This is a genomic window from Microcoleus pseudofavosus SVA1_A4, assembly GCF_036700565.1.
In the GTDB taxonomy this organism is placed as follows: domain Bacteria; phylum Cyanobacteriota; class Cyanobacteriia; order Cyanobacteriales; family Microcoleaceae; genus Microcoleus.
In genome coordinates this window covers 14,959-34,678 of sequence record NZ_JAUBPE010000081.1, presented here as the reverse complement: position 1 = coordinate 34,678, position 19,720 = coordinate 14,959, and the positions used below count along the sequence as shown (strand labels likewise).

Sequence of the window (19,720 nt, the reverse complement as noted above, 5' to 3'; positions counted from 1 at the left end):
AGTTCAACGGGAAAACTTTGGGGTTCCCACTTTTCACAACTGATAAAAAAATTCCACCCACATCTGCGGAATGTGGGTTAGAATCTGCAACAACGTGGTTAGCTGTCAGGAGAGTGTAGTTTGTACCTTGTTTTGCAATAATAAATCCAGTCCCACCACGCTCATCTGATCTGTCAATCCGAACGGTGACAGATTCAGCAAATTTTGCAATTTCTTGGGGAGTTTTTGCGAAAACTGGTGCTGGTGCAAAAACGACTATTGCTGCTACCGTTACCGTTCCTGCTAGGATGCTGGTGAGGGAATCAAACCGCGAATAATCCCTATTCATAGGTGATTGCTGAAGAGTAAGATTTTTTATACTCCGAATAGTATAGATGAAAATGAAGTGTCCGCCAACCAGAAATACTGGATGTTTTCAGATTATTGCGATTTTTATGACATTTCGTACATTTCGTAATTGTGCCATATTTTACTTGTGGATATTCTAGATTAGGAAGCTCGAACTGCATCCCGAAATAGTTTCAAAGCTTCTTTTTCTTCCGACATTTGCAGGCATCTCCCCAGCAATTCTATATCCAAATCCCGCAACAGCATACTCCGAGAAACCCGATCGTAACCCTCCGATTTCAGTTGGTAAATAGCAAACACTCCGTCTTCCCAAAACCAAACTTCCGCTACGTTAAATCTGCGGTAGTATTCCAGTTTATTAATAGTTCCGCTAGTAAAAACAACTTCGATCGCCAAATCGGGTGTTTCTCGCTGCCGTCGGTCTTCGCCAAAGTAGTAAGATAAATCTGGTTCCTTGCTGCTGCCTTTTGTTTCCCCTTGAAGTGTAGCGCTACCCGTCGGTCTAAAACTAATATCTTTTTCTAAGAAAAACTGACCTAGCAGCAATGCCAGCAGGCATTTAATGGTTTCGTGTTCCGGCGAAAGTGTCATAATTTCTACATATCCGTCCAGGTAAGACAAGCGAACGCTGCGAGTATACTCTAGCAAGGAATCCAGAGCTTTGAACTGCTCCCAAGTCAGTGATAGCGGCAAAATCAACCGCTGTTCCGGGAGTGCAGTTAATTGGGGGTGAATTGTAGCGGTCATTTATACTTTCCCCGAGTTTGATTTGCTACTTCTAGATTAGCCTAAAAACTATCTAAATGGAGGACTGTTTTAATATCAATTCTGCCAAGCGATATCTGTAGGGACACGGCACTGCCGTGTCCCTACCAGGAAATAGCGCGATCGCCTAATTCCCTACAAATAACTAAGCCAAAAACTGGAATTGAGAACCGTTAACTGCCAATGCAAACGGACTCGCTTGTTCAAATGCACCGACAAGTTCAAAGTTATCCACATTTAAAACTACTCCCAAAATCTGTCCGTCTCTTCGGTTGAGAATCACCATATCATTTACAAATCCGTCGTTGTCGTAAGCGATTAGATTGTCGTCTTCAAACAAAAGGTCTAGTTCTGTTAAACCGTCAGTCAAACCGATGCGATCGCCATTGTCAAAGCTAAAATCTGTAATGACATCGGCTCCATTGACTCCAAATCCTTCGTTGCTTCTGAGCACAAATATATCAGCACCGGGGCCTCCCGTGAGCACGTCAACTCCCCGATCGCCCGCTAAGAAATCGTTGCCGTCATTGCCCTCTAAATCGTCGTCTCCTTGCCCTCCCCGCAGGATATCGTTCCCGAACCCTCCGAAGATGAGGTCATTTCCGCTGTCGCCCCTAACTACGTCGTTGCCATCATTTCCATCCGCGCTATCGTTATCTTTACCGCCGTAAATTATGTCATTTCCGCCGCCACCGCCGATAACATCATTGCCGTTATTTCCTAACAGCCGTTCGTTGGAATCCGACGAACCTCCTATGGTATCGTTGCCGTCGAGTCCCCAAACTCCCCAGGGAAAAGACGACAAACTTCCATCCTCTACGTCAATTTCATCGGATGTAGCGAATCCCAAAAAACGCGCCCCCCCGCCAGCAAATACAGGAAATCCCGTTAGATCGCCGATGAGATTGTTAACCGTTAAAGCCATAAATATGTCCTTTCAAAAATCCTGTTAGCTGTATTATATATGTTAATTCTTGCATTGCCAAATAGCAAGGATTTTTGGATTTTGGCGGCAACTTTTATTTCCTCAATTAATGACAAGCAACCTGCGGGTCTGTAGTCAATTACAATTACCAATACTTCGGCTACGCGAGCGTATAAGTTACCAATTCCTAATTCCCAATTCCCAATTACCAGGGCTACGCCTCATTCAACCCAAACCTGCTATATATCTCGCCTCTGAGTCAAATAGCATTAGTTGCTGACACTATCCGCTACTCCGTACCGCTTATAATGGGTGTTACCCCCCAGGCGGTAAACACGTTAATATCACCTATAACGTCGAGGCTGAGAGGTTGTGTGTGAATAAAAGTAAAAGTCCCTGGGCCCATCGTCCGAGAAAAAACCCAGTTTCCGATACCTACACACAAACTTTACAAACAGGATCTAAGTTCTTTACACAGCCATAATCGCCGATCGCTAATATTTTTGGCAAAATCCACTGCTTTCAGGTGTTTTACTCATGTCTACTCCTAAATCGTCTTCCCATCAAAACCACAACAACTCCGTAAAATCACTGCCAGCGACAGATATCGCCCCAACAGAGCAAGACAGTAACAATCTGCCGAACGAACCAAGTATAGAACAGCTACTGGAAGCTTTGGCCGGCCAAGTACCCAGTCAATCTGCTGAAATTGAACGCTTGAAAACGTGGAAACAAGATTTAAAGCGACTGTTTCAATTTCTCGGCGACCGCCGCGTTTTAATCGCAGTAATGGAACCGGGAACTTTTGCCCTGCGTTATGCTAACGCGGCATTTTGTCGCTTGGCCGGTTGGGAGGGAACGTCCTTGGCAACTCAATCTACTAACGGTTGGTTTGCAGAAACCGGCATCACTCTGCTGGAACTGTTCGAGGACTGGGACGCCAAAACAGCAGAACAATTGTACCGCCGCCACCTTTTGCACTGGGTATTTAAGCAATATTATCAAATTGACCTCGACAGTTTGCGCGTGCTCGACGAACCAGTCACCGCGAGTGTAAAAAACCCCAAACACCGACAAATCAGATTTATTGAATTTTGGCTGGGTTCGGAACAGTTAAAAATTAATCGGATTGACTCAAAAATAGATGAATTTGCGGATGTTTCTTTAAAATTAATGCCTGTTGCTGAACGGGAAGCTTGGCTGATGCAGCCGAATCAACTGGCAAATTTAGCCGATCGATTGCAGTTGGATAATTACCGCGTAGAAGGTTTGCTGCTGCTAGAAGGTTTTGATGTCACCGTGCAGGAGCAAATTCGGCGCCTGACTCAGTTATTGATCGATCGAGATTCGATGCTGCGGCCGGACAAATTTGAGAGAATCGATCGGTGTTTGCGATCGCTCTTCAATGCTGACGGCACTTTGCTGCTGCGCCCCGAGGGCGACCAGGTACAGCTATTAGTTCCAAAAGACGGCAAACATTTGCAGCCGATTCTTTATTCAATGAACTCCCTAGAAGCTTCTCACTTTTTGAAAGCCACAGCAGCAAATCAAGTTTGGAACGTGCCAGACTTGCGGAGGGAGTGCGAAACCGAGTGCGATCGAACTTTGCGGAAAATGGGCACTCGATCGATGCTGCTGATACCGCTGGTAGTTAAATCTGTCACCCGCGAGGGGTGCGGGCAGCGGATTTTGGGCGTCGTGGGGCTGTTGTGCGATCGGCCCAACCACTTCAACGGCATTGACGCTCAACACGCCCAAGAACTCATTCCCGCCTTCATTGCAGCCCTGCGGCAAGCAATCCAAGAGCGGTTTACCCACATTCACAACATCCACCCCGCAGTCGAGTGGCGGTTCGCCCAAGAAGCAGAAAGGCGAAGTTGGGGACTGCCCCCAGAAACAATCGTATTTGCTGACGTTCATCCGCTGTACGGAATTTCGGACATTCGCGGTTCTAGCGACGAAAGAAACCGAGCCATTCAAACTGATTTGCTCGAACAATTCCGCTTAGGTTTAGCCATAGCCGATGCCGTTTGCCAAACACAAACTACCCACCTCGGCGAGCAACTGCGGCTCGACTTGCTCGACTACATCCAGCATTTAAAAGAAAAAGTAACAGTCGATATGGAAGTACGGGCTGCGGAGTATTTGAGCGAACATTTGGAAGTATATTTTGACTATTTCGTACAGTGCAGCCCGAAAGTTCAGGAAGCAGTTGAAGCTTACCGAGAAGCTTGTGAAAACGAACACAACTGCGTTTACAGCGATCGCACCCGCTACGACCAAATGCTGAACCTAATCGGCACAAAACTCCAAGAAACCTGGGCCCGCTGGCAAGAAAAAATGCAGCTAATTCTCCCCCACTACTGCGACATCGAATGCACCGACGGCATCGATCACATGATTTATGTAGGAAAGTCGATCGACCCCAAATTCAGCCAGTTTCACCTGCACAGTTTGCGGTACGAACAACTGCGAGCAATTTGCGACTGCGGCCGCACAGTTTTTCGCCTGCAAGCCGAGTCTCAAATTAACATGGAACTCGCACATTTAGTCTTAGTGCAGAATACCACGATCGACATTTTTCACAACGAAAACACCGAAAAAATGTTTGATGTCAAAGGCACTCGCGACATCCGCTACGAACTTGTCAAAAAGCGGATCGAAAAAGCCGTTGACAAAGACGTACAAGAACGAATTACCCAGCCAGGAATGTTAACGGTAGTTTATTCAGCCGAAGACGAGTGGGAAGAGTACCAGCAATACTTGCGCTACTTGTCTCGCGAAGGTTGGGTTGAGCCAAAAGTTCAGACGGGCATGGTAGAATCACTGCAAGGAGTCAGCGGTTTAAAATTCGCCCGCGTCCGTATTTTACCGGAACCCGAATCAATTATTCATGTCAGTGAAGTTACGGTAGTAAACGATTGAAAATCAGCCTTGAAAATTTATTTTAGTTTGGAGTTGCATATTGACTCGCAACGCGCAACTCCAAACTTAAAGCGCCCATATTTGGTGTATTTTACTTGTGAGGCGCGATTTTAAAATACACGATCGGGATCACACACAGCCCAGGTAACTTAATGTTATAGTAATGAAAATTAGATCCTGTTTAATTAAAAATTAACTTATGTTAACTTTCTCTGAATACCGCATCGACTCTATTCTGCACGAAGGTGTCGAAACAATTATCTATCGCGGACAGACACCAACTTATCGGTCAGCAACAATTCTTAAATTCCTGAAAGCCGAATATCCGACACTCGAAGCCATTACCCGCCTCAAACACGAATATCAAATCCGCAAAAATTTAGATAGCAAACACATCGTTAAAGCCATCAGTCTCGAAACCTTTGACCACCGATTAGGACTGGTTTTAGAAGATTTTGGCGGGGAATCTCTCGGACAAGTGCTCGATAAACAAAGGCTGAGTGCGATTCCCTACCCTACCCTACGGGAACCCCTACGGGGAACGGGAACCCCTGCGGGGAACGGGATGGCTTCGCTTCACGAAATTTTAAACATCGCCGTCCAAATCGTCAAAGCCTTAGAATACCTGCATCAAAATCAGATTATTCACAAAGACATAAAACCCAGCAATATCATAATTAACTCGCAAACTAAACAAGTAAAAATCACCGACTTCGGCATTGCCACAAAACTGAACAAAGAAAACCCGCAATTTAACAATCCCAACTCCGTCGAAGGCACATTAGCTTATATGTCTCCCGAACAAACCGGGAGAATGAACCGCACCCTCGACTACCGCACCGACTTTTATTCTCTCGGAATTACCTTGTATGAAATGCTGACAGGTAAACTGCCTTTCGCCAGCAGTGACCCCTTAGAAATAGTTTACAGCCACATCGCCAGACAACCAATTTCACCGCATCAGTTGAATTCACAAGTTCCCGCCGCAATCTCAGAGATAGTGATGAAATTGATGGCAAAAAATGCCGAAGATAGATATCAAAGTGCAGCCGGGTTGTTAGCAGATTTAGAAATTTGTTTGCATCAGTTAGAAACGACTGGCAAAGTTTCCGATTTTACCCCCGGACGCTTAGATATTCTCAGTCAGTTATTAATTCCCCAGAAATTGTACGGTCGGGAAAATCAAGTCAACCAACTATTAGCAGCATTTGAACGAGTAGGCGGGGGTTTAACTCACAATTCCTTAGAAAGCTCAACCACTTTTCAAGACAAGTTGCCCCCATCCGGCACAAATGAACTGATGCTAGTATCTGGTTATTCTGGTATCGGTAAATCAGCAGTAGTTAATGAAGTTAGCAAACCAATTACTCGCTCTAAAGGTTACTTCATTAGCGGCAAATTTGACCAATTAAAACGAAATATTCCTTACGCATCATTGATTCAAGCATTTAACTCGCTCCTGCGCCAGTTGCTAACAGAAAGCGCTGTTTCTATAGAAACATGGCGCACTAAAATTTTAACAGCTTTAGGAACAAATGGTAAAGTAATTGCCGATGTAATTCCTGAACTTGAATTAATCGTTGGCAAACAGCCAGAAGTCCCAGAAATCGGCCCTGTAGAATCGCAAAATCGCTTCAATCGAGTATTCAAAGAATTTATTCGCGTTTTCGCGCAAAAAGAACACCCGCTAGTGATTTTTTTAGACGATTTGCAGTGGGCAGATTCAGCAACATTAAAGTTGATGCAAATACTGATAACTGACCCTGACCAGCAATATTTGTTGCTAATCGGTGCCTATCGAGACAATGAAGTTAGTCCGACCCACCCCTTAATTCAGACTGTAGAAGAGATTGAAAAGACGGGTACGGTTGTCAACAATATCGTGCTGCAACCGCTGGATTTAGACAATGTGATTGAATTAATCGCTGAAACACTTAACAGTCGCATAGAAAAAGTAAATAATCTAGCAGAGTTAATCTGCAATAAAACTGGCGGAAATCCTTTTTTCTTGACGCAACTACTCCAAGCACTTTATCAAGAAAATCTTTTAAAATATGACTTTAGTCCCATGATATCTCCCGTTACCAATGAAGAAGGTAAAGGGGGCTGGAATTGGAGTATCGATGAAATTCAAGCCATTGGAATTACCGATAAAAGTGTGGTGGAACTGGTAGCCAGCCGCATTGAAAAACTCCCCGCAGCCACGCAACAAATGTTGAAATTAGCAGCTTGTGTGGGGGATAAATTTGCTCTAGATGTGCTGTCACTTGTCAGAGAAGAGTCAGCTAATACTACAGCCACTGAACTTTATTCAGCTTTGCAAGCAGGGTTAATTCTGCCCTTGAGCGATGCTTATCGGATTCCTTTAGTTTTCAATCGAGCCGAATCAATTAACCTCAAATTAGATACTTCGCGGGTTAGTTACAAATTTTTGCACGATCGCGTTCAGCAAGCCGCATATTCGCTAATTCCCGAAGACCAAAAGCAATCCACCCATTTAAAAATCGGTCAATTACTGTTACATAATACTCCACCCGAAAAGCTCGAAGAAAACATCTTTGATATTGTCAATCAGTTGAATGTCGGAATTGACACGATTAGCCAGCCAGTCGCAAAGATTGATTTAGCAAGATTAAATTTAACGGCTGGACGCAAGGCAAAAGCCGCGAGTGCTTATGAAGCTGCTGTTAAGTATTTGCGGGTGGCTATGGAATTATTGCCAGCGGATTCTTGGCAAAGCCACTATGACTTAACGTTAGCAATTTACGAGTCAACAGCAGAAGCTGAATACTTAAACATCAACTATGAAGATTCAAAAAAACTGGTCGATATCGTACTGGAAAAAGCTAAGAATTTACTGGACAAAATGAATGTTTATGAACTTCAAATCCAGTCTTACAATGCTCAAATTAGACTTGTAGAAGCACTAAATACAGGACTGGAAGTGCTGAAACTGTTAGGCATTTCTTTTCCTCAAAACCCCAACGCGCTAAATCTTGTGGCGGGACTGATGAAGACAAAACTGAGCTTGGGGTTGAAACGAATTGAGGATTTAGCTAACTTGCCAGAAATGACAGATCCCAATCAACAAGCAGCCATGCGGATTTTATCAGGAATTATCAGCACTGCTGTTCAGGGAAAACCCCGCCTGGTACCGCTGCTGGCATTTAGGATGGTCAACCTGTGCATTAAATATGGCAATTCGCCTTATGCAAGTATTGCCTACCTTTATTATGGCGTAGTTATGTGCCGGCTAGGGGACATTAGTTTGGCATACCAATGCGGTCAACTGGCCATTAGGATGTTAGACAAATTTCCATCCCGTTCAATGAAAAGTAGAGTTTATACACTCTTGGGTTGTTTTATTCTACACTGGAAAACCGAGCTTAACTCAGGATTAAGCGTTCTCAAAGAAGGTTTTCAAACAGGGATGGAAACTGGAGAATTGGAGTATGCGAGTTATTGTATAGGTCAATATTGCTTCAAAAAAATGTCGGTAGGAGAGCCTCTAGATTTGGTGGATCAGGAGACTGGCAAATATATGAAAATAATGCAGCAATCTCAACTAGAAATGGCTGTACAGTATCTAAGTATAGGCAGGCAGACAACCCTCAATTTGCGCGGTCAAGCTGTCGAACCCTGCCATTTAGTCGGTGATAAATTTAATGAAGTCAAAACGCTCCCCGTTTTAATAGAAGCTAAAAACTTTTTTTTAGTGAGTTTGGTTTATCATGCCAAAACTCAGCTTAATTTTATCTTCAGAAACTACGCGGAAGCCTTAGAAAATTCAAGGTTATTTGAAAAATATGAAGAAGCCGTAGCTGGATTTTATGTAGTTTCCCTGAATAATTTTTACTCCTCTCTCAGTCTTCTCGCTTTGTATCCCCAAGCTGAGAAATGGGAGCAAAAGCAATATCTGAAAAAAGTGCTGCGAAACCAAAAAAAGATGAAAAAATGGGCAGTTGACGCTCCGATGAATTATCAACACAAATACGACTTGGTAGCAGCCGAGAAAGCGCGAGTGTTGGGGAAAAATACCGAAGCAATGGATTTGTACGATCGCGCAATTTCTGGAGCTGCCAAAAACGGTTACATTCAAGAGGAAGCATTAGCCTATGAATTAGCAGGAGAATTTTATCAAGCTTTGGGTAAAGAGGTAGTTTTTCAAGCATATCTGACTAAAGCCTATTATGGATATATCAATTGGGGAGCCACAGCTAAAGTTAAAGACTTAGAGTCAACACATCCTTTCTTAGCAGCACAGACGCGCACAATTCAAACCTCAACCCTCGATGTCAACCGCACAACTATGGGAAATACTACCAGTGGTAGTTTAGGCGATTTCTTAGACTTAGCTACTTTTATTAAGTCGGCGGAAGCCCTTAACGGTGAAATTGTTCTTGAAAAATTGTTGACAAAATTAATCAAAATTATTTTAGAAAATGCGGCGGCTCAAAAAGTCGTGCTGCTGCTGCTGAAAAAGGATATCCTCTGCATAGAAGCTACTGGCAGTTTTGCGGAGGATAAAGTGACACTTTTACCGTCTATTCCCGTAGAAAATCGTCAAGATGTACCCCTGTCTGTGATTAATTACGTACACCGCAGTCAAAAGCATCTGGTTTTAGACAATGCGACTGTCGCCGAACCTTTTAAGGTGGACACCTACATTCAGAAATCTCAACCAAAATCAATTCTCTGTTTGCCGATGATTTATCAATCTCAGCGGCGCGGAATAATTTATCTAGAAAATGCTGTGACGGTAGGAGCTTTTACAGCAGAAAGAGTAGAAGTATTCAAAGTGTTAATTTCTCAAGTTGCTATTGCCGTAGAAAATGCTGGTTTGTACGCGCGGGAGCAAGAGAAATCTCAACAGTTAGAAAAATCTTTCAATGAACTGCAACAGGCGCAACTGCAACTGATTCAAAGCGAAAAAATGTCGGCTCTGGGCAATTTGATTGCAGGGGTTGCTCACGAAATTAACAATCCGCTCGGTTTTATCGCGGGTAATATTGATGCTGCTGCTGAGGCCAGCTTAGATTTGATTGATTACTTGCAACTTTACCAAGAAAAATTTCCTAATCCTGGAGATGAATTAGAGGATAAAGCATCGGAGATTGATTTAGAATATTTGGTGGAAGATTTGCCAAAAATGCTTTTATCTATGAAATCAGGTACAGAGCGCATCCGCAATATTAGCACGTCTTTGCGTATTTTTTCCCGCGCTGACTGTGCGAATAAAGTCTCAGCAAATATTCATGAGGGCATCGACAGCACTTTGATGATTTTACAGTATCGCCTGAAAGCTCAAGATACTCGCCCCGCGATTAAAATTATCAAAGAATACGGAAATATCCCGCCAGTTAAATGTTATTTTGGGCAACTGAATCAGGTATTTATGAATTTGTTGGCAAATGCGATCGACTGTTTTGAGGAATCTAATCAGGGCCGCACTTACGCTGAAATTCAAGCTTTACCGAATACGATCGCCATTATTACTCATGTCTCCGAGGATAACCAAAGCGTGGTGATTAAAATCAAAGATAACGGTCAAGGGATGTCATCGGAGGTCAAATCTAAAATATTTGACCATTTATTTACTACCAAAGGAGTAGGAAAAGGTACGGGTTTGGGGTTGTCTATCAGCAAGCAAATTGTGGAAGAAACCCACGGCGGTAAACTGAGTTGCGAATCGGTGCTGGGAGAAGGTACGGAATTTACGATCGCCCTGCCGTTGGATTAAGATGATGGGAATAGGGCGTGTTTTGAAACCCGGAGATCCCCCCTAACCCCCCTTAATAAGGGGGGGACAAGAGCATTCTCAAAGTCCCCCTTTTTAAGGGGGATTTAGGGGGATCTCCGGGGCAATCAAACACGCCCTCGGCGGTTGAAACCGCGTCTACACGAACGAAGTCCCTCTCTAAGAGACTAAGAGTCCATAACATAAATTTAAAAATTTGTCAATGTCTAATTATCTCTGAAAAAGTCCGCTATTCACAGTTTATATTCGGCAGTATGCAGTTACATTATTAGCTAAATCGTGTAATAACTTTATTTGATAGGAGTTTTTAGAGTGAACGCTGCCGAACAAGCTATAAATATAGAATTAGCCAGCAAAATTGCTGCTGTTGTTAATTTATTCAAGTCCGAATTCCCGGATGCGAAAGTCGATTTGAAGCCTTGGATGAATGACCAGGATACCAGGGAACTTGTAGATCCAGATTCGATCGACATTGGCTTCCATTTCCCCGGTAGAAGTCGCTTGCTGCAAAGCCGCAGCATCTTGATTCAAATCCGATTTTACCAAGATCCGGTGGAAGGATCTCGGCGGGCGATCGGGGTTGAGGCGGCCGGTTACGATCATACCGGTCAGCAGTGGCGCTTTTCCACCGTGGAAAATTGGAGTTTTCTCGGTCAAACCGAACCCGCTGCGGAGTCGGCGGAAAAACTCAAACACTTTTGCCAGCAGATTTTTGATTTGTTTAATCAATCACTCGGCGATTGAAATCGCTTCTTGTCACACGAAGTCCACTCCAAGCGGACTAAGAAATAAGCTGGATTTGGTATTAGTCCTGATTATCGCAATTGTCGATCGACCTACAGCCAACTGCATAAACAGATTTGTAAGTTGTCGATCGCTTGCCAAACAAAGTATAGCGGTTATCGCGGACTTGTTCGTACACGCGATCGCCCATCCACTTCATCCCCGGCATTGCCCGGTAAGCAGCCACAAACAACTCGCCAGCAGGCAGTATCCGCCCGATTTCCTCCGCCGCATCGCTGCCCTGCCAGCGCCGTTCTGGATTGTCCGCATCTATCAAAATCATCCCCATTTCGCAGTCGCCAGAAGTTATCCCAAAACGCTTTAATTCCTCTAAATCTTGCATGGAAATATACTCAAAATTCTTGCCTTGGTCTAAGTTTTCTAGTAACTGCACCAAGGTAACGCAGAGATTGCAATTGCCGTCGTAAATTACGTTATATTTCATTAGTTGACTGTTGACTGTTGACTGTTGACTGTTGACTGTTAGCTGTTGACTGTTAGCTGTTGACTGTTGACTGTTGACTGTTAGCTGTTGACTGTTGACTGTTGACTGTTAACTGTTGACTGTTAACTAATGACCACTGACTACTGACTACTGACTACTGCCAACTGACTAATGACTAATGACTGCTGACTACTGACTGCTGACTACAGGAATCTCGATCGCAAATTCCGTACCTTGACCCGGTGCAGAATCGCATTTAAGCTGCCCGCCGTGCTTTTCCACCACAATTTGATAGCTAATCGACAGTCCCAAACCAGTACCTTTACCCGGTTCTTTCGTAGTAAAAAACGGATCGAACAGCCTTTGATGAACATCTATCGGAATCCCCGGCCCGTTGTCAGCAATCCGAATCACAATATGAGAAGGATGCCGAATCGACGCATCAGAAACAGCAGAATCTGCCTGCCTCAAACCATCTTGTTCGTATTTTACACCCGTACAAATCCGCAGTGTCGGCGAAGGACAATAAGGAATAGGCGCCAGTTCCCCCTCCGCCCAATTTCCGGTTTCCATAGCCTCTTCCAAAGCATCAATTGCATTGCCGATAATATTCATAAAAACTTGATTCAACTGTCCTGCATAACACTGTACGCGGGGCAAAGTGCCGAACTCTTTGAGCAGCACAATTTTAGGATGCCCTGCGGTTTCTTTCAACCTGTGCTGCAAAATCAACAAAGTGCTTTCAATCCCTTCGTGAATATCCACCTGCTTTTGTTCGGCTTCATCCAAGCGCGAGAAATTCTTCAGCGACAGCACAATTTGGCGAATTCGCTCTGCTCCCATTTTCATCGAATTTAACAGTTTCGGCAAATCTGTGAGCATAAAATTCAAATCTATCTCTTCTATCTCTTGTTGAATTGCCGCTGCTGGCTGCGGGTATTCCTGCTGGTAAAGTTGCAGCATTTTTAGCAAGTCTTTAAAGTAATCGTTAGCGTGCATGACGTTGCCGTAAATAAAGCTAACTGGATTGTTAATTTCGTGAGCGACGCCAGCTACTAATTGCCCCAAACTTACCATTTTTTCATTTTGAACCATCATGCTTTGAGTTTTATGCACGTCCCGCAGGGCCTTCGCCAATTCTTGATTCTTACTCCTCAATTGACTTTCGGAAAGCTGCACCGCTTCTTCGGCGTGTTTGCGCTTGGTAATATCTTTGCGAATTGCTACATATTGATGGGGTTCTCCGCTGGTATTTAAGCAAGGTACAATCGTAGTATCCAACCAGAATAATGTGCCGTCTTTAGCTTGATTTTTCATTTCTCCCCGCCAAACCTTTCCCTGGCGGATGGTTGACCAAAGCTGCTTGAAAAAATCTGCTGGGTGATAGCCAGAATTGACAAGTCTGTGGGTTTTGCCGATCAGTTCTTCTCGGGAATATTTCAATAGTTCGCAAAATTGATCGTTGACATAGGTAATTGCTCCGAATTCGTCGGTATTCGAGACAATTGCCGATTGATCCAAAGCAAATTTTTCAAATTCCAACTCTTTGAGAGTTTGGCGCAATTCTGCTTCGGCTTGTTTGCGATCGCTAATATCAGTAATCATCCGCAAAACCCCGGAAAAATTGCCCTCACCGTCGAACATCGGCGTCGCCGACACGATCGCCCACAAGTGAGATCCGTCTTTCCGAGTAAACTTAAAATCGTGGCGTTCGCGAATGCCTTCCCGCCTGCGCTGGACATAACTTTCAGCTATTTCCCTAGACTCTCCGTCAATAAACTCAAATAGCGATCGCCCCAGCATTTCCTCCACAGTATAACCCAGCATTTCAGCCATCCGAGAGTTAGCAAAAGTCGTGATACTTTCGCTGTCAAACATCCAAACGCCCTCCGAAGCCGTCTCAACTATGCAGCGGTAATAACTCTCGCTTTCCCTGACAGATTCAGTAGCTTGTTTGCGATCGGTAATATCAGTTTCCACCGCAATAAAACCTTCGAGTTCTCCAGTTTCTCGATAAATTGGGGCGATCGAAAGCGCCACCCAATAACCCTTTCCATTCTTCTTGTAATTGTAAATTTCCTGATTAAACGGCTCGCCGGTGTCCAAAGCCGATCGCAGTTGAGCAATAGTTCGTGGGTCTGTTTGAGGGCCTTGCAGTACATCACCCGGTTTTTTTCCCTGTATTTCTGCCAGCACATAACCGCTAATCCGAGTAAATCCTTCATTCACCCATTCAATGCAGCCTTGAGCATCAGTAATAATCACACCATTTTGCGTTTTTTGAGCCACAATGGCCAAGCGCGACAATTCTGTTTCAGTTTTTTTGCTTTCCGTAATATCTTCAGCAATACCCAGAATGTACTTAGGCGCGCCCGAATCGTCAAACAAAGGAACTTTTTTCGCGTGCAAAATCCGCTTTCCCCGGTGCGGAAGTTCGATAGTTTGTTCTGGCAAATCGACGCCTTTTCTCGTTGCCAGCACTTCTAAATCTTGTGCTTGCAAGTAATTGGCATGATCTGACTCCAACAAGTCAGCAGCATTGTTTAAGAGCACTTCATCGCTGGAATAGCCAAACAATTCCTCGCTAGCAGTATTCCAATAAATAAATTTTTGTTCTACAGCATCTTTAATAAAGACGCTAATCGGCAGATTTTGCAGTACCGCATTCAGAAAATCTTGAGTGTTTCGCAGGTTTTCCTCAGCTCGTTTTTGCTCCGTAATATCCAAAATCACTCCGTCGAAATAAACAACCCGAGACAGAGAATTTGCGATCGGCGAAACAGGCGAAACCACAGCCGACAAAAATCCCTCAATTTCCCCTTGTCTTCCTGCGTCATCAGCCTCGCAGCCAACAGCTTGACCTTTTTCGTAAACCCAGCTAATTTCGCCGTCAGCCCGGACAATGCGGTATTCAAGGATGTACGGAGTTCTAGTTGCTACACTTTGTTTGACAGCAGCATCCACATTTTTGCGGTCTTGAGGATGGATAATGCTGGAAAAAGAACGGACGCGATCGTTGATAAAATCAGAAGATGGATAGCCTGATATTTCTTGAACGGCATCGCTCAAAAACGCCATTGTCCGTGTTAATTCCCCGTCGGGGCTCGTACAGTCGCAGGTACAGCGGTAGACAGCACCGGGAATATTAGCTACTAAATTTTTATATTTTTCTTCGCTGCTTAGCAAAGATGAGCCGTCTTCGTTATTGCGATCGCCGTTCTTAAATTTAGAAGAATTGGAGGAAATTTGCATGATTTTTTTCACTTGTGAGTGCGAAAGCAAGTGTTAGAGTAGATGACCCTATAAAAAGTAAATTTAATTTCCGAAAAAATTCGTTATAAACTAATATAGTACAAAATTAGTTCTGCGAACATTCAGAAAATTTGAGGGTGGTTAATAGGTAAAGCTAATCAAGGCTAGAAATGTAGAAAACTGTTCGGCAACGGATTTAACGGATGGATGTTGCACCATTCTCAATAAGGCTTTTAGGGGCGGGCTAGAAAATCCCACCCCACAAAAAATTCATTCTTTGTGGAAGACGCCCGAAAACCTGTTAAGCGAGAATGGTGCAAAATGTGAGTTTAACGGATTTAACGGATGGATGTTGAGGTTTGAGGCAAAGAGGGAAGATTTTCCCACGCCACTCTCCCACTTCCCCTCTCCCCCTCTCCCACTCTCCTACTCTCTCACTCCCCCACTCCCCCACTCTCGTTACAATAAGATAAGTTGCCTTGCTACCGATCGCCCCTCAAACAAAACACCATGACTCAACAACAACCCCGGATTTGCATTCTCGGCGGAGGCTTCGGCGGACTCTACACAGCCCTGCGCTTGAGTCAGTTACCCTTCTCCCCAACCGAAAAACCCGAAATTGTCTTAGTTGACCGCCGCGATCGATTTTTGTTCGTTCCCCTGCTGTACGAACTTTTGACCGGCGAACTCCAAACCTGGGAAATTGCCCCACCGTTTGCCGAAGTCTTGCAAAACACAGGTGTGCGCTTTTGTCAAGGTACTGTCTCCGGCATCGATGTGGAGGAAAAGCGAGTGCAGTTGCACGACGGGCCAGAAATTCCGTGCGATCGCCTAGTTTTAGCTTTAGGCGGCGAAACCCCCCTAGATATGGTCAAGGGTGCCGTTGAATACGCTTACTCGTTCCGCAGCCTCGACGACGCCTACCGCTTAGAAGAAAGACTGCGGTTTTTAGAAGCCAGCAACACCGACAAAATTCGGGTTGCGATCGTCGGCGCCGGTTATTCGGGAGTAGAATTAGCTTGTAAATTAGCCGATCGACTCGGAGACAAAGGTCGCGTGCGGTTAGTCGAGCAAAGCGACATGATTCTGCAGACATCGCCGGAGTTCAACCGCCAAGCCGCAAGCAAAGCTTTAGAAAAACGGAAAGTGTGGATCGACTTAGAAACAGTCGTAGAGGCGATCGAAGCCGACACAATATCCTTACTTTACAAAGGACAATTAGATGTTCTCCCCGTAGACATAGTGCTGTGGACAGTAGGAACTCAAGTTAGTCAAGCAGTGCGATCGCTACCCCTCAAACAAAACCGCCGCGGTCAATTAACAGTCAATCCGACATTGCAAATTATCGACCATCCAGACATATTTGCCTTGGGAGACTTAGCAGAATGTCACGATGCAACAGGTCAAAAAGTCCCCGCAACAGCCCAAACAGCCTTCCAGCAAGCTGACTACACCGCCTGGAACATTTGGGCATCCCTCACCGGCCGCCCATTACTTCCTTTCCGCTATCAGCAGCTAGGAGAAATGATGACATTAGGAATTGACAGCGCCACCCTTGCCGGTTTAGGAATTAAACTCGACGGACAACTAGCCCACATTGCTCGCCGTTTAGCTTATCTCTATCGCATGCCAACATTTGAACATCAAGTAAAAGTTGGTTTCAATTGGATTAGCAAACCCATTCAAGAACTGCTGAAAAGTTAATCGATGCTTCTTCAAATAGATCGGCAACAGGCAAGATGCCTGTTCCACAAAAATTCAATGTTCTTGTGGAATGGGCATCTTGCCCGTTCCTATAGAAAATCTTAGGTACAATAAAAAATGCAAAATAAAACAATTAAACAGCCAAAAACCGAACTTCCACCGCTAATCGAGCGGGAAATTCTGTTCGGAAACCCCGAAAAAACCAGCCCCCAACTTTCACCCGACGGCAAGTATCTCGCCTACATTGCACCCGACGAAAACAACGTCTTGCAAGTGCAATTGCGTACCGTCGGTCAAGCAGACGATCGCCAACTGACAGCAGATAAAAAACGAGGCATCCGCATCTTTTTCTGGACTTACAGCGGCGAAGAGTTAATTTACCTCCAAGATGCCGAGGGTGATGAAAACTGGCATTTATTCTCAGTAAATATCCACTCAAATCAGGTTCGCGACTTGACACCATTTCAAGGCGTTCAAGCTCAGCCGATCGCCTTTGACCGCAACTTCCCCAATGAAATATTAGTGGGAATGAACATCCGCGATCGCAGCAAACACGACGTTTACCGCATCAACCTCAAAAATGGTGCCGTTGAATTTGACACCGAAAACCCAGGTAACATCGTCGGTTGGACTGCTGACGCCCAATTTCAAGTGCGGGCGGCCGCAGCCACAACTGCCGACGGCGGCTCAGAATTGGTGTTTCGGGAAACTGCGGACAAATCTTGGGAAATCCTTCGACATTGGGGGCCGGATGACGAAGGCAGTGCCGTCATGTTCTCAGAAAACGGCAAAATTCTTTACATCATCGGCAATCATGATGCTAACGCCGAACGTTTGATCGCATTCGACTTGGAAACGAAACAAGAAACCGATCTCGCCTCTGACCCAGAATACGATGTCGGCAACATTGTCGGACACCCCACCAAGCGAGAGATTCAGGCGGTTTCCTTCTACAAGGACAAGCAAGAGTGGCAGATTTTAGACCAAAGCATAGCAGAGGATTTTGAGGCGATCGGCAAATTCCGTCCCGGCGAATTCGACCTCACCAGCCGCAACCTCGCCGACACTACTTGGCTAATTACTTACAGGACAGACGACGGCCCAGTTTACTACTATGTGTACGATCGCACTTCCAACACTTTCACCTTTCTGTTCAGCAATCAACCCAAACTCGAAGGGCTACCGCTATCATCAATGGAACCCATTTCTTACACCGCAAGAGATGGTTTAACCATTCACGGCTACCTGACAAAACCGGTTGGTGTCGCCACACCCGTACCGACAGTCTTGCTGGTTCACGGTGGCCCCTGGGCACGCGATACCTGGGGTTACAATCCACAAGCCCAATGGTTAGCAAACCGAGGTTACGCCGTTTTGCAAATCAATTTTCGCGGTTCCACCGGCTACGGCAAAGCCTTTCTCAATGCCGGCAATCGCGAATGGGCGGCTAAGATGCACGACGACTTGCTAGATGGGATTAATTGGCTGGTAGAAACAGGAATTGCCCAACAGGATAAAATTGCGATTATGGGCGGTTCTTACGGTGGTTATGCTGCCTTAGTCGGATTGACTTTTAGTCCCGATGTTTTTGCCTGCGCCGTCGATATTGTCGGGCCAAGCAATTTGATTACGCTGCTGCAAACTATTCCCCCTTACTGGGAACCGAGAAAAGCAAGTCTGTATCACCGCGTGGGCAATTTGGAAACAGAACCAGAGTTTTTGAAATCGATCTCGCCTTTATCTTTTGTCGATCGCATCGAGAAACCTTTGCTAATCGCCCAAGGTGCCAACGACCCGCGAGTCAAAGAAGCAGAAAGCGAGCAAATTGTCAATGCCATGAAGCAAGCCGGCAAACCTGTAGAATACGTGCTTTATACAGACGAAGGACACGGATTTGCGCGCCCGGAAAATCGCCTGCACTTTTATGCGATCGCCGAAGAATTCCTCGCCAAATATTTAGGCGGTCGATTTGAACCTGCGGGCAATATTGCCAATCATTCCGGTGTAGTAAATCCGCCAACAACTAACAACTGTTGACTGTTGACTGTTGACTGTTGACTGTTGACAGACGAATAATTAATGACTCATAACAAATGACCGAAGTAATTTTTCTAGATGCCGCCGGTACACTATTTGACGTTCGCGGTAGCGTTGGCGAAGTTTACCGACAATTAGCCAATAGTTTTGGAGTAACAGTTAATAGTCAAGAGTTAAATGCAGCATTTTTCCAAAGTTTTGCCTCAGCAAGTCCGATGGCATTTCCAGGGATAGAATTAGCAAAAATTCCCCAGTTAGAATTGGAATGGTGGCAAACAGTTTCCGCTAAAGCCTTCCAAATAGCAGGCGTTTATCACCAATTTTCCGACTTTCCTAATTTCTTTGCCGAACTCTACGCTCATTTTGCCACCGCCGAACCTTGGTTCGTCTATCCCGACGTATTCCCAGCATTAAATAAGTGGCAGCAACAAGGAATTGAATTAGCCGTAGTCTCGAATTTCGATTCCCGACTTTATCCAGTATTAAAAGCACTCAATTTAGCTGAATATTTCACATCAGTGACAATTTCCACCGAAGTTGGTGCAGCAAAACCCCAGTCTCAAATTTTCACCGCTGCTTTGCAAAAGCACAACTGCATTGCCGAGAATGTTTTGCATATCGGCGATAGTTTCAAGGCAGATTATTGCGGTGCTAAAACTGCTGGTTTAAAAGCAATTTGGTTGAACCGAGAACAGAAAAAAGTAGAAGCAGGCAAATTGCCTTTAACTGAAACGAAAATAGAACAGTGCAGCAGCCTTGATTATTTGGCATTTTAACT

At 44.8% G+C, this 19,720-nt stretch carries 10 protein-coding genes and 1 pseudogene; 6 read left to right on the top strand and 5 right to left on the bottom strand.

The genetic code is table 11. The annotated features are described in order from the left end of the window. The 3 genes and pseudogenes from QUA02_RS27380 to QUA02_RS27370 all read right to left on the bottom strand — a co-directional run. Positions 1 to 328, bottom strand: a pseudogene (locus QUA02_RS27380) (hypothetical protein); the annotation flags it as partial. Between the two features lie 161 nt (positions 329 to 489). After that, complete coding sequence (locus QUA02_RS27375) at positions 490 to 1,095, bottom strand: Uma2 family endonuclease (protein ID WP_333032488.1); 606 nt, start codon at positions 1,093 to 1,095, stop codon at positions 490 to 492. 163 nt (positions 1,096 to 1,258) lie between these two features. After that, positions 1,259 to 2,038 (bottom strand): calcium-binding protein, encoded by a 780-nt coding sequence (locus QUA02_RS27370; RefSeq protein ID WP_333032486.1) that lies wholly within the window; start codon positions 2,036 to 2,038, stop codon positions 1,259 to 1,261. 537 nt (positions 2,039 to 2,575) lie between these two features. Between QUA02_RS27370 and QUA02_RS27365 the strand changes: the two genes are divergently transcribed. The 3 genes from QUA02_RS27365 to QUA02_RS27355 all read left to right on the top strand — a co-directional run bounded on the left by QUA02_RS27365 (position 2,576) and on the right by QUA02_RS27355 (position 11,465). After that, positions 2,576 to 4,963 (top strand): GAF domain-containing protein, encoded by a 2,388-nt coding sequence (locus QUA02_RS27365; protein ID WP_333032484.1) that lies wholly within the window; start codon positions 2,576 to 2,578, stop codon positions 4,961 to 4,963. A gap of 199 nt (positions 4,964 to 5,162) precedes the next feature. After that, positions 5,163 to 10,703, top strand: a complete 5,541-nt coding sequence (locus QUA02_RS27360; RefSeq protein ID WP_333032481.1) for a trifunctional serine/threonine-protein kinase/ATP-binding protein/sensor histidine kinase — start codon at positions 5,163 to 5,165, stop codon at positions 10,701 to 10,703. Between the two features lie 330 nt (positions 10,704 to 11,033). After that, complete coding sequence (locus QUA02_RS27355) at positions 11,034 to 11,465, top strand: Tery_1686 family protein (protein ID WP_333032479.1); 432 nt, start codon at positions 11,034 to 11,036, stop codon at positions 11,463 to 11,465. 61 nt (positions 11,466 to 11,526) lie between these two features. Here the strand turns inward: QUA02_RS27355 and QUA02_RS27350 are convergent, their stop codons facing one another. After that, on the bottom strand, positions 11,527 to 11,949 hold the full coding sequence (locus tag QUA02_RS27350) for a thiol-disulfide oxidoreductase DCC family protein (protein ID WP_333032478.1): 423 nt from the start codon (positions 11,947 to 11,949) through the stop codon (positions 11,527 to 11,529). A 189-nt stretch (positions 11,950 to 12,138) separates the two neighbouring features. Next, complete coding sequence (locus QUA02_RS27345) at positions 12,139 to 15,201, bottom strand: PAS domain-containing sensor histidine kinase (RefSeq protein ID WP_333032476.1); 3,063 nt, start codon at positions 15,199 to 15,201, stop codon at positions 12,139 to 12,141. 510 nt (positions 15,202 to 15,711) lie between these two features. Between QUA02_RS27345 and QUA02_RS27340 the strand changes: the two genes are divergently transcribed. The 3 genes from QUA02_RS27340 to QUA02_RS27330 all read left to right on the top strand — a co-directional run bounded on the left by QUA02_RS27340 (position 15,712) and on the right by QUA02_RS27330 (position 19,718). Then, entirely contained in the window at positions 15,712 to 16,905 is a 1,194-nt protein-coding gene (locus tag QUA02_RS27340) for an NAD(P)/FAD-dependent oxidoreductase (RefSeq protein ID WP_333032474.1), read from the top strand. Positions 16,906 to 17,022: 117 nt separating this feature from the next. Next, complete coding sequence (locus tag QUA02_RS27335) at positions 17,023 to 18,942, top strand: S9 family peptidase (RefSeq protein WP_333032473.1); 1,920 nt, start codon at positions 17,023 to 17,025, stop codon at positions 18,940 to 18,942. A 56-nt stretch (positions 18,943 to 18,998) separates the two neighbouring features. Then, positions 18,999 to 19,718 carry an HAD-IA family hydrolase gene (locus QUA02_RS27330; RefSeq protein WP_333032472.1) on the top strand — a complete coding sequence of 240 codons (720 nt, stop codon included), beginning with the start codon at positions 18,999 to 19,001 and terminating at the stop codon, positions 19,716 to 19,718. Positions 19,719 to 19,720: the final 2 nt, after the last annotated feature.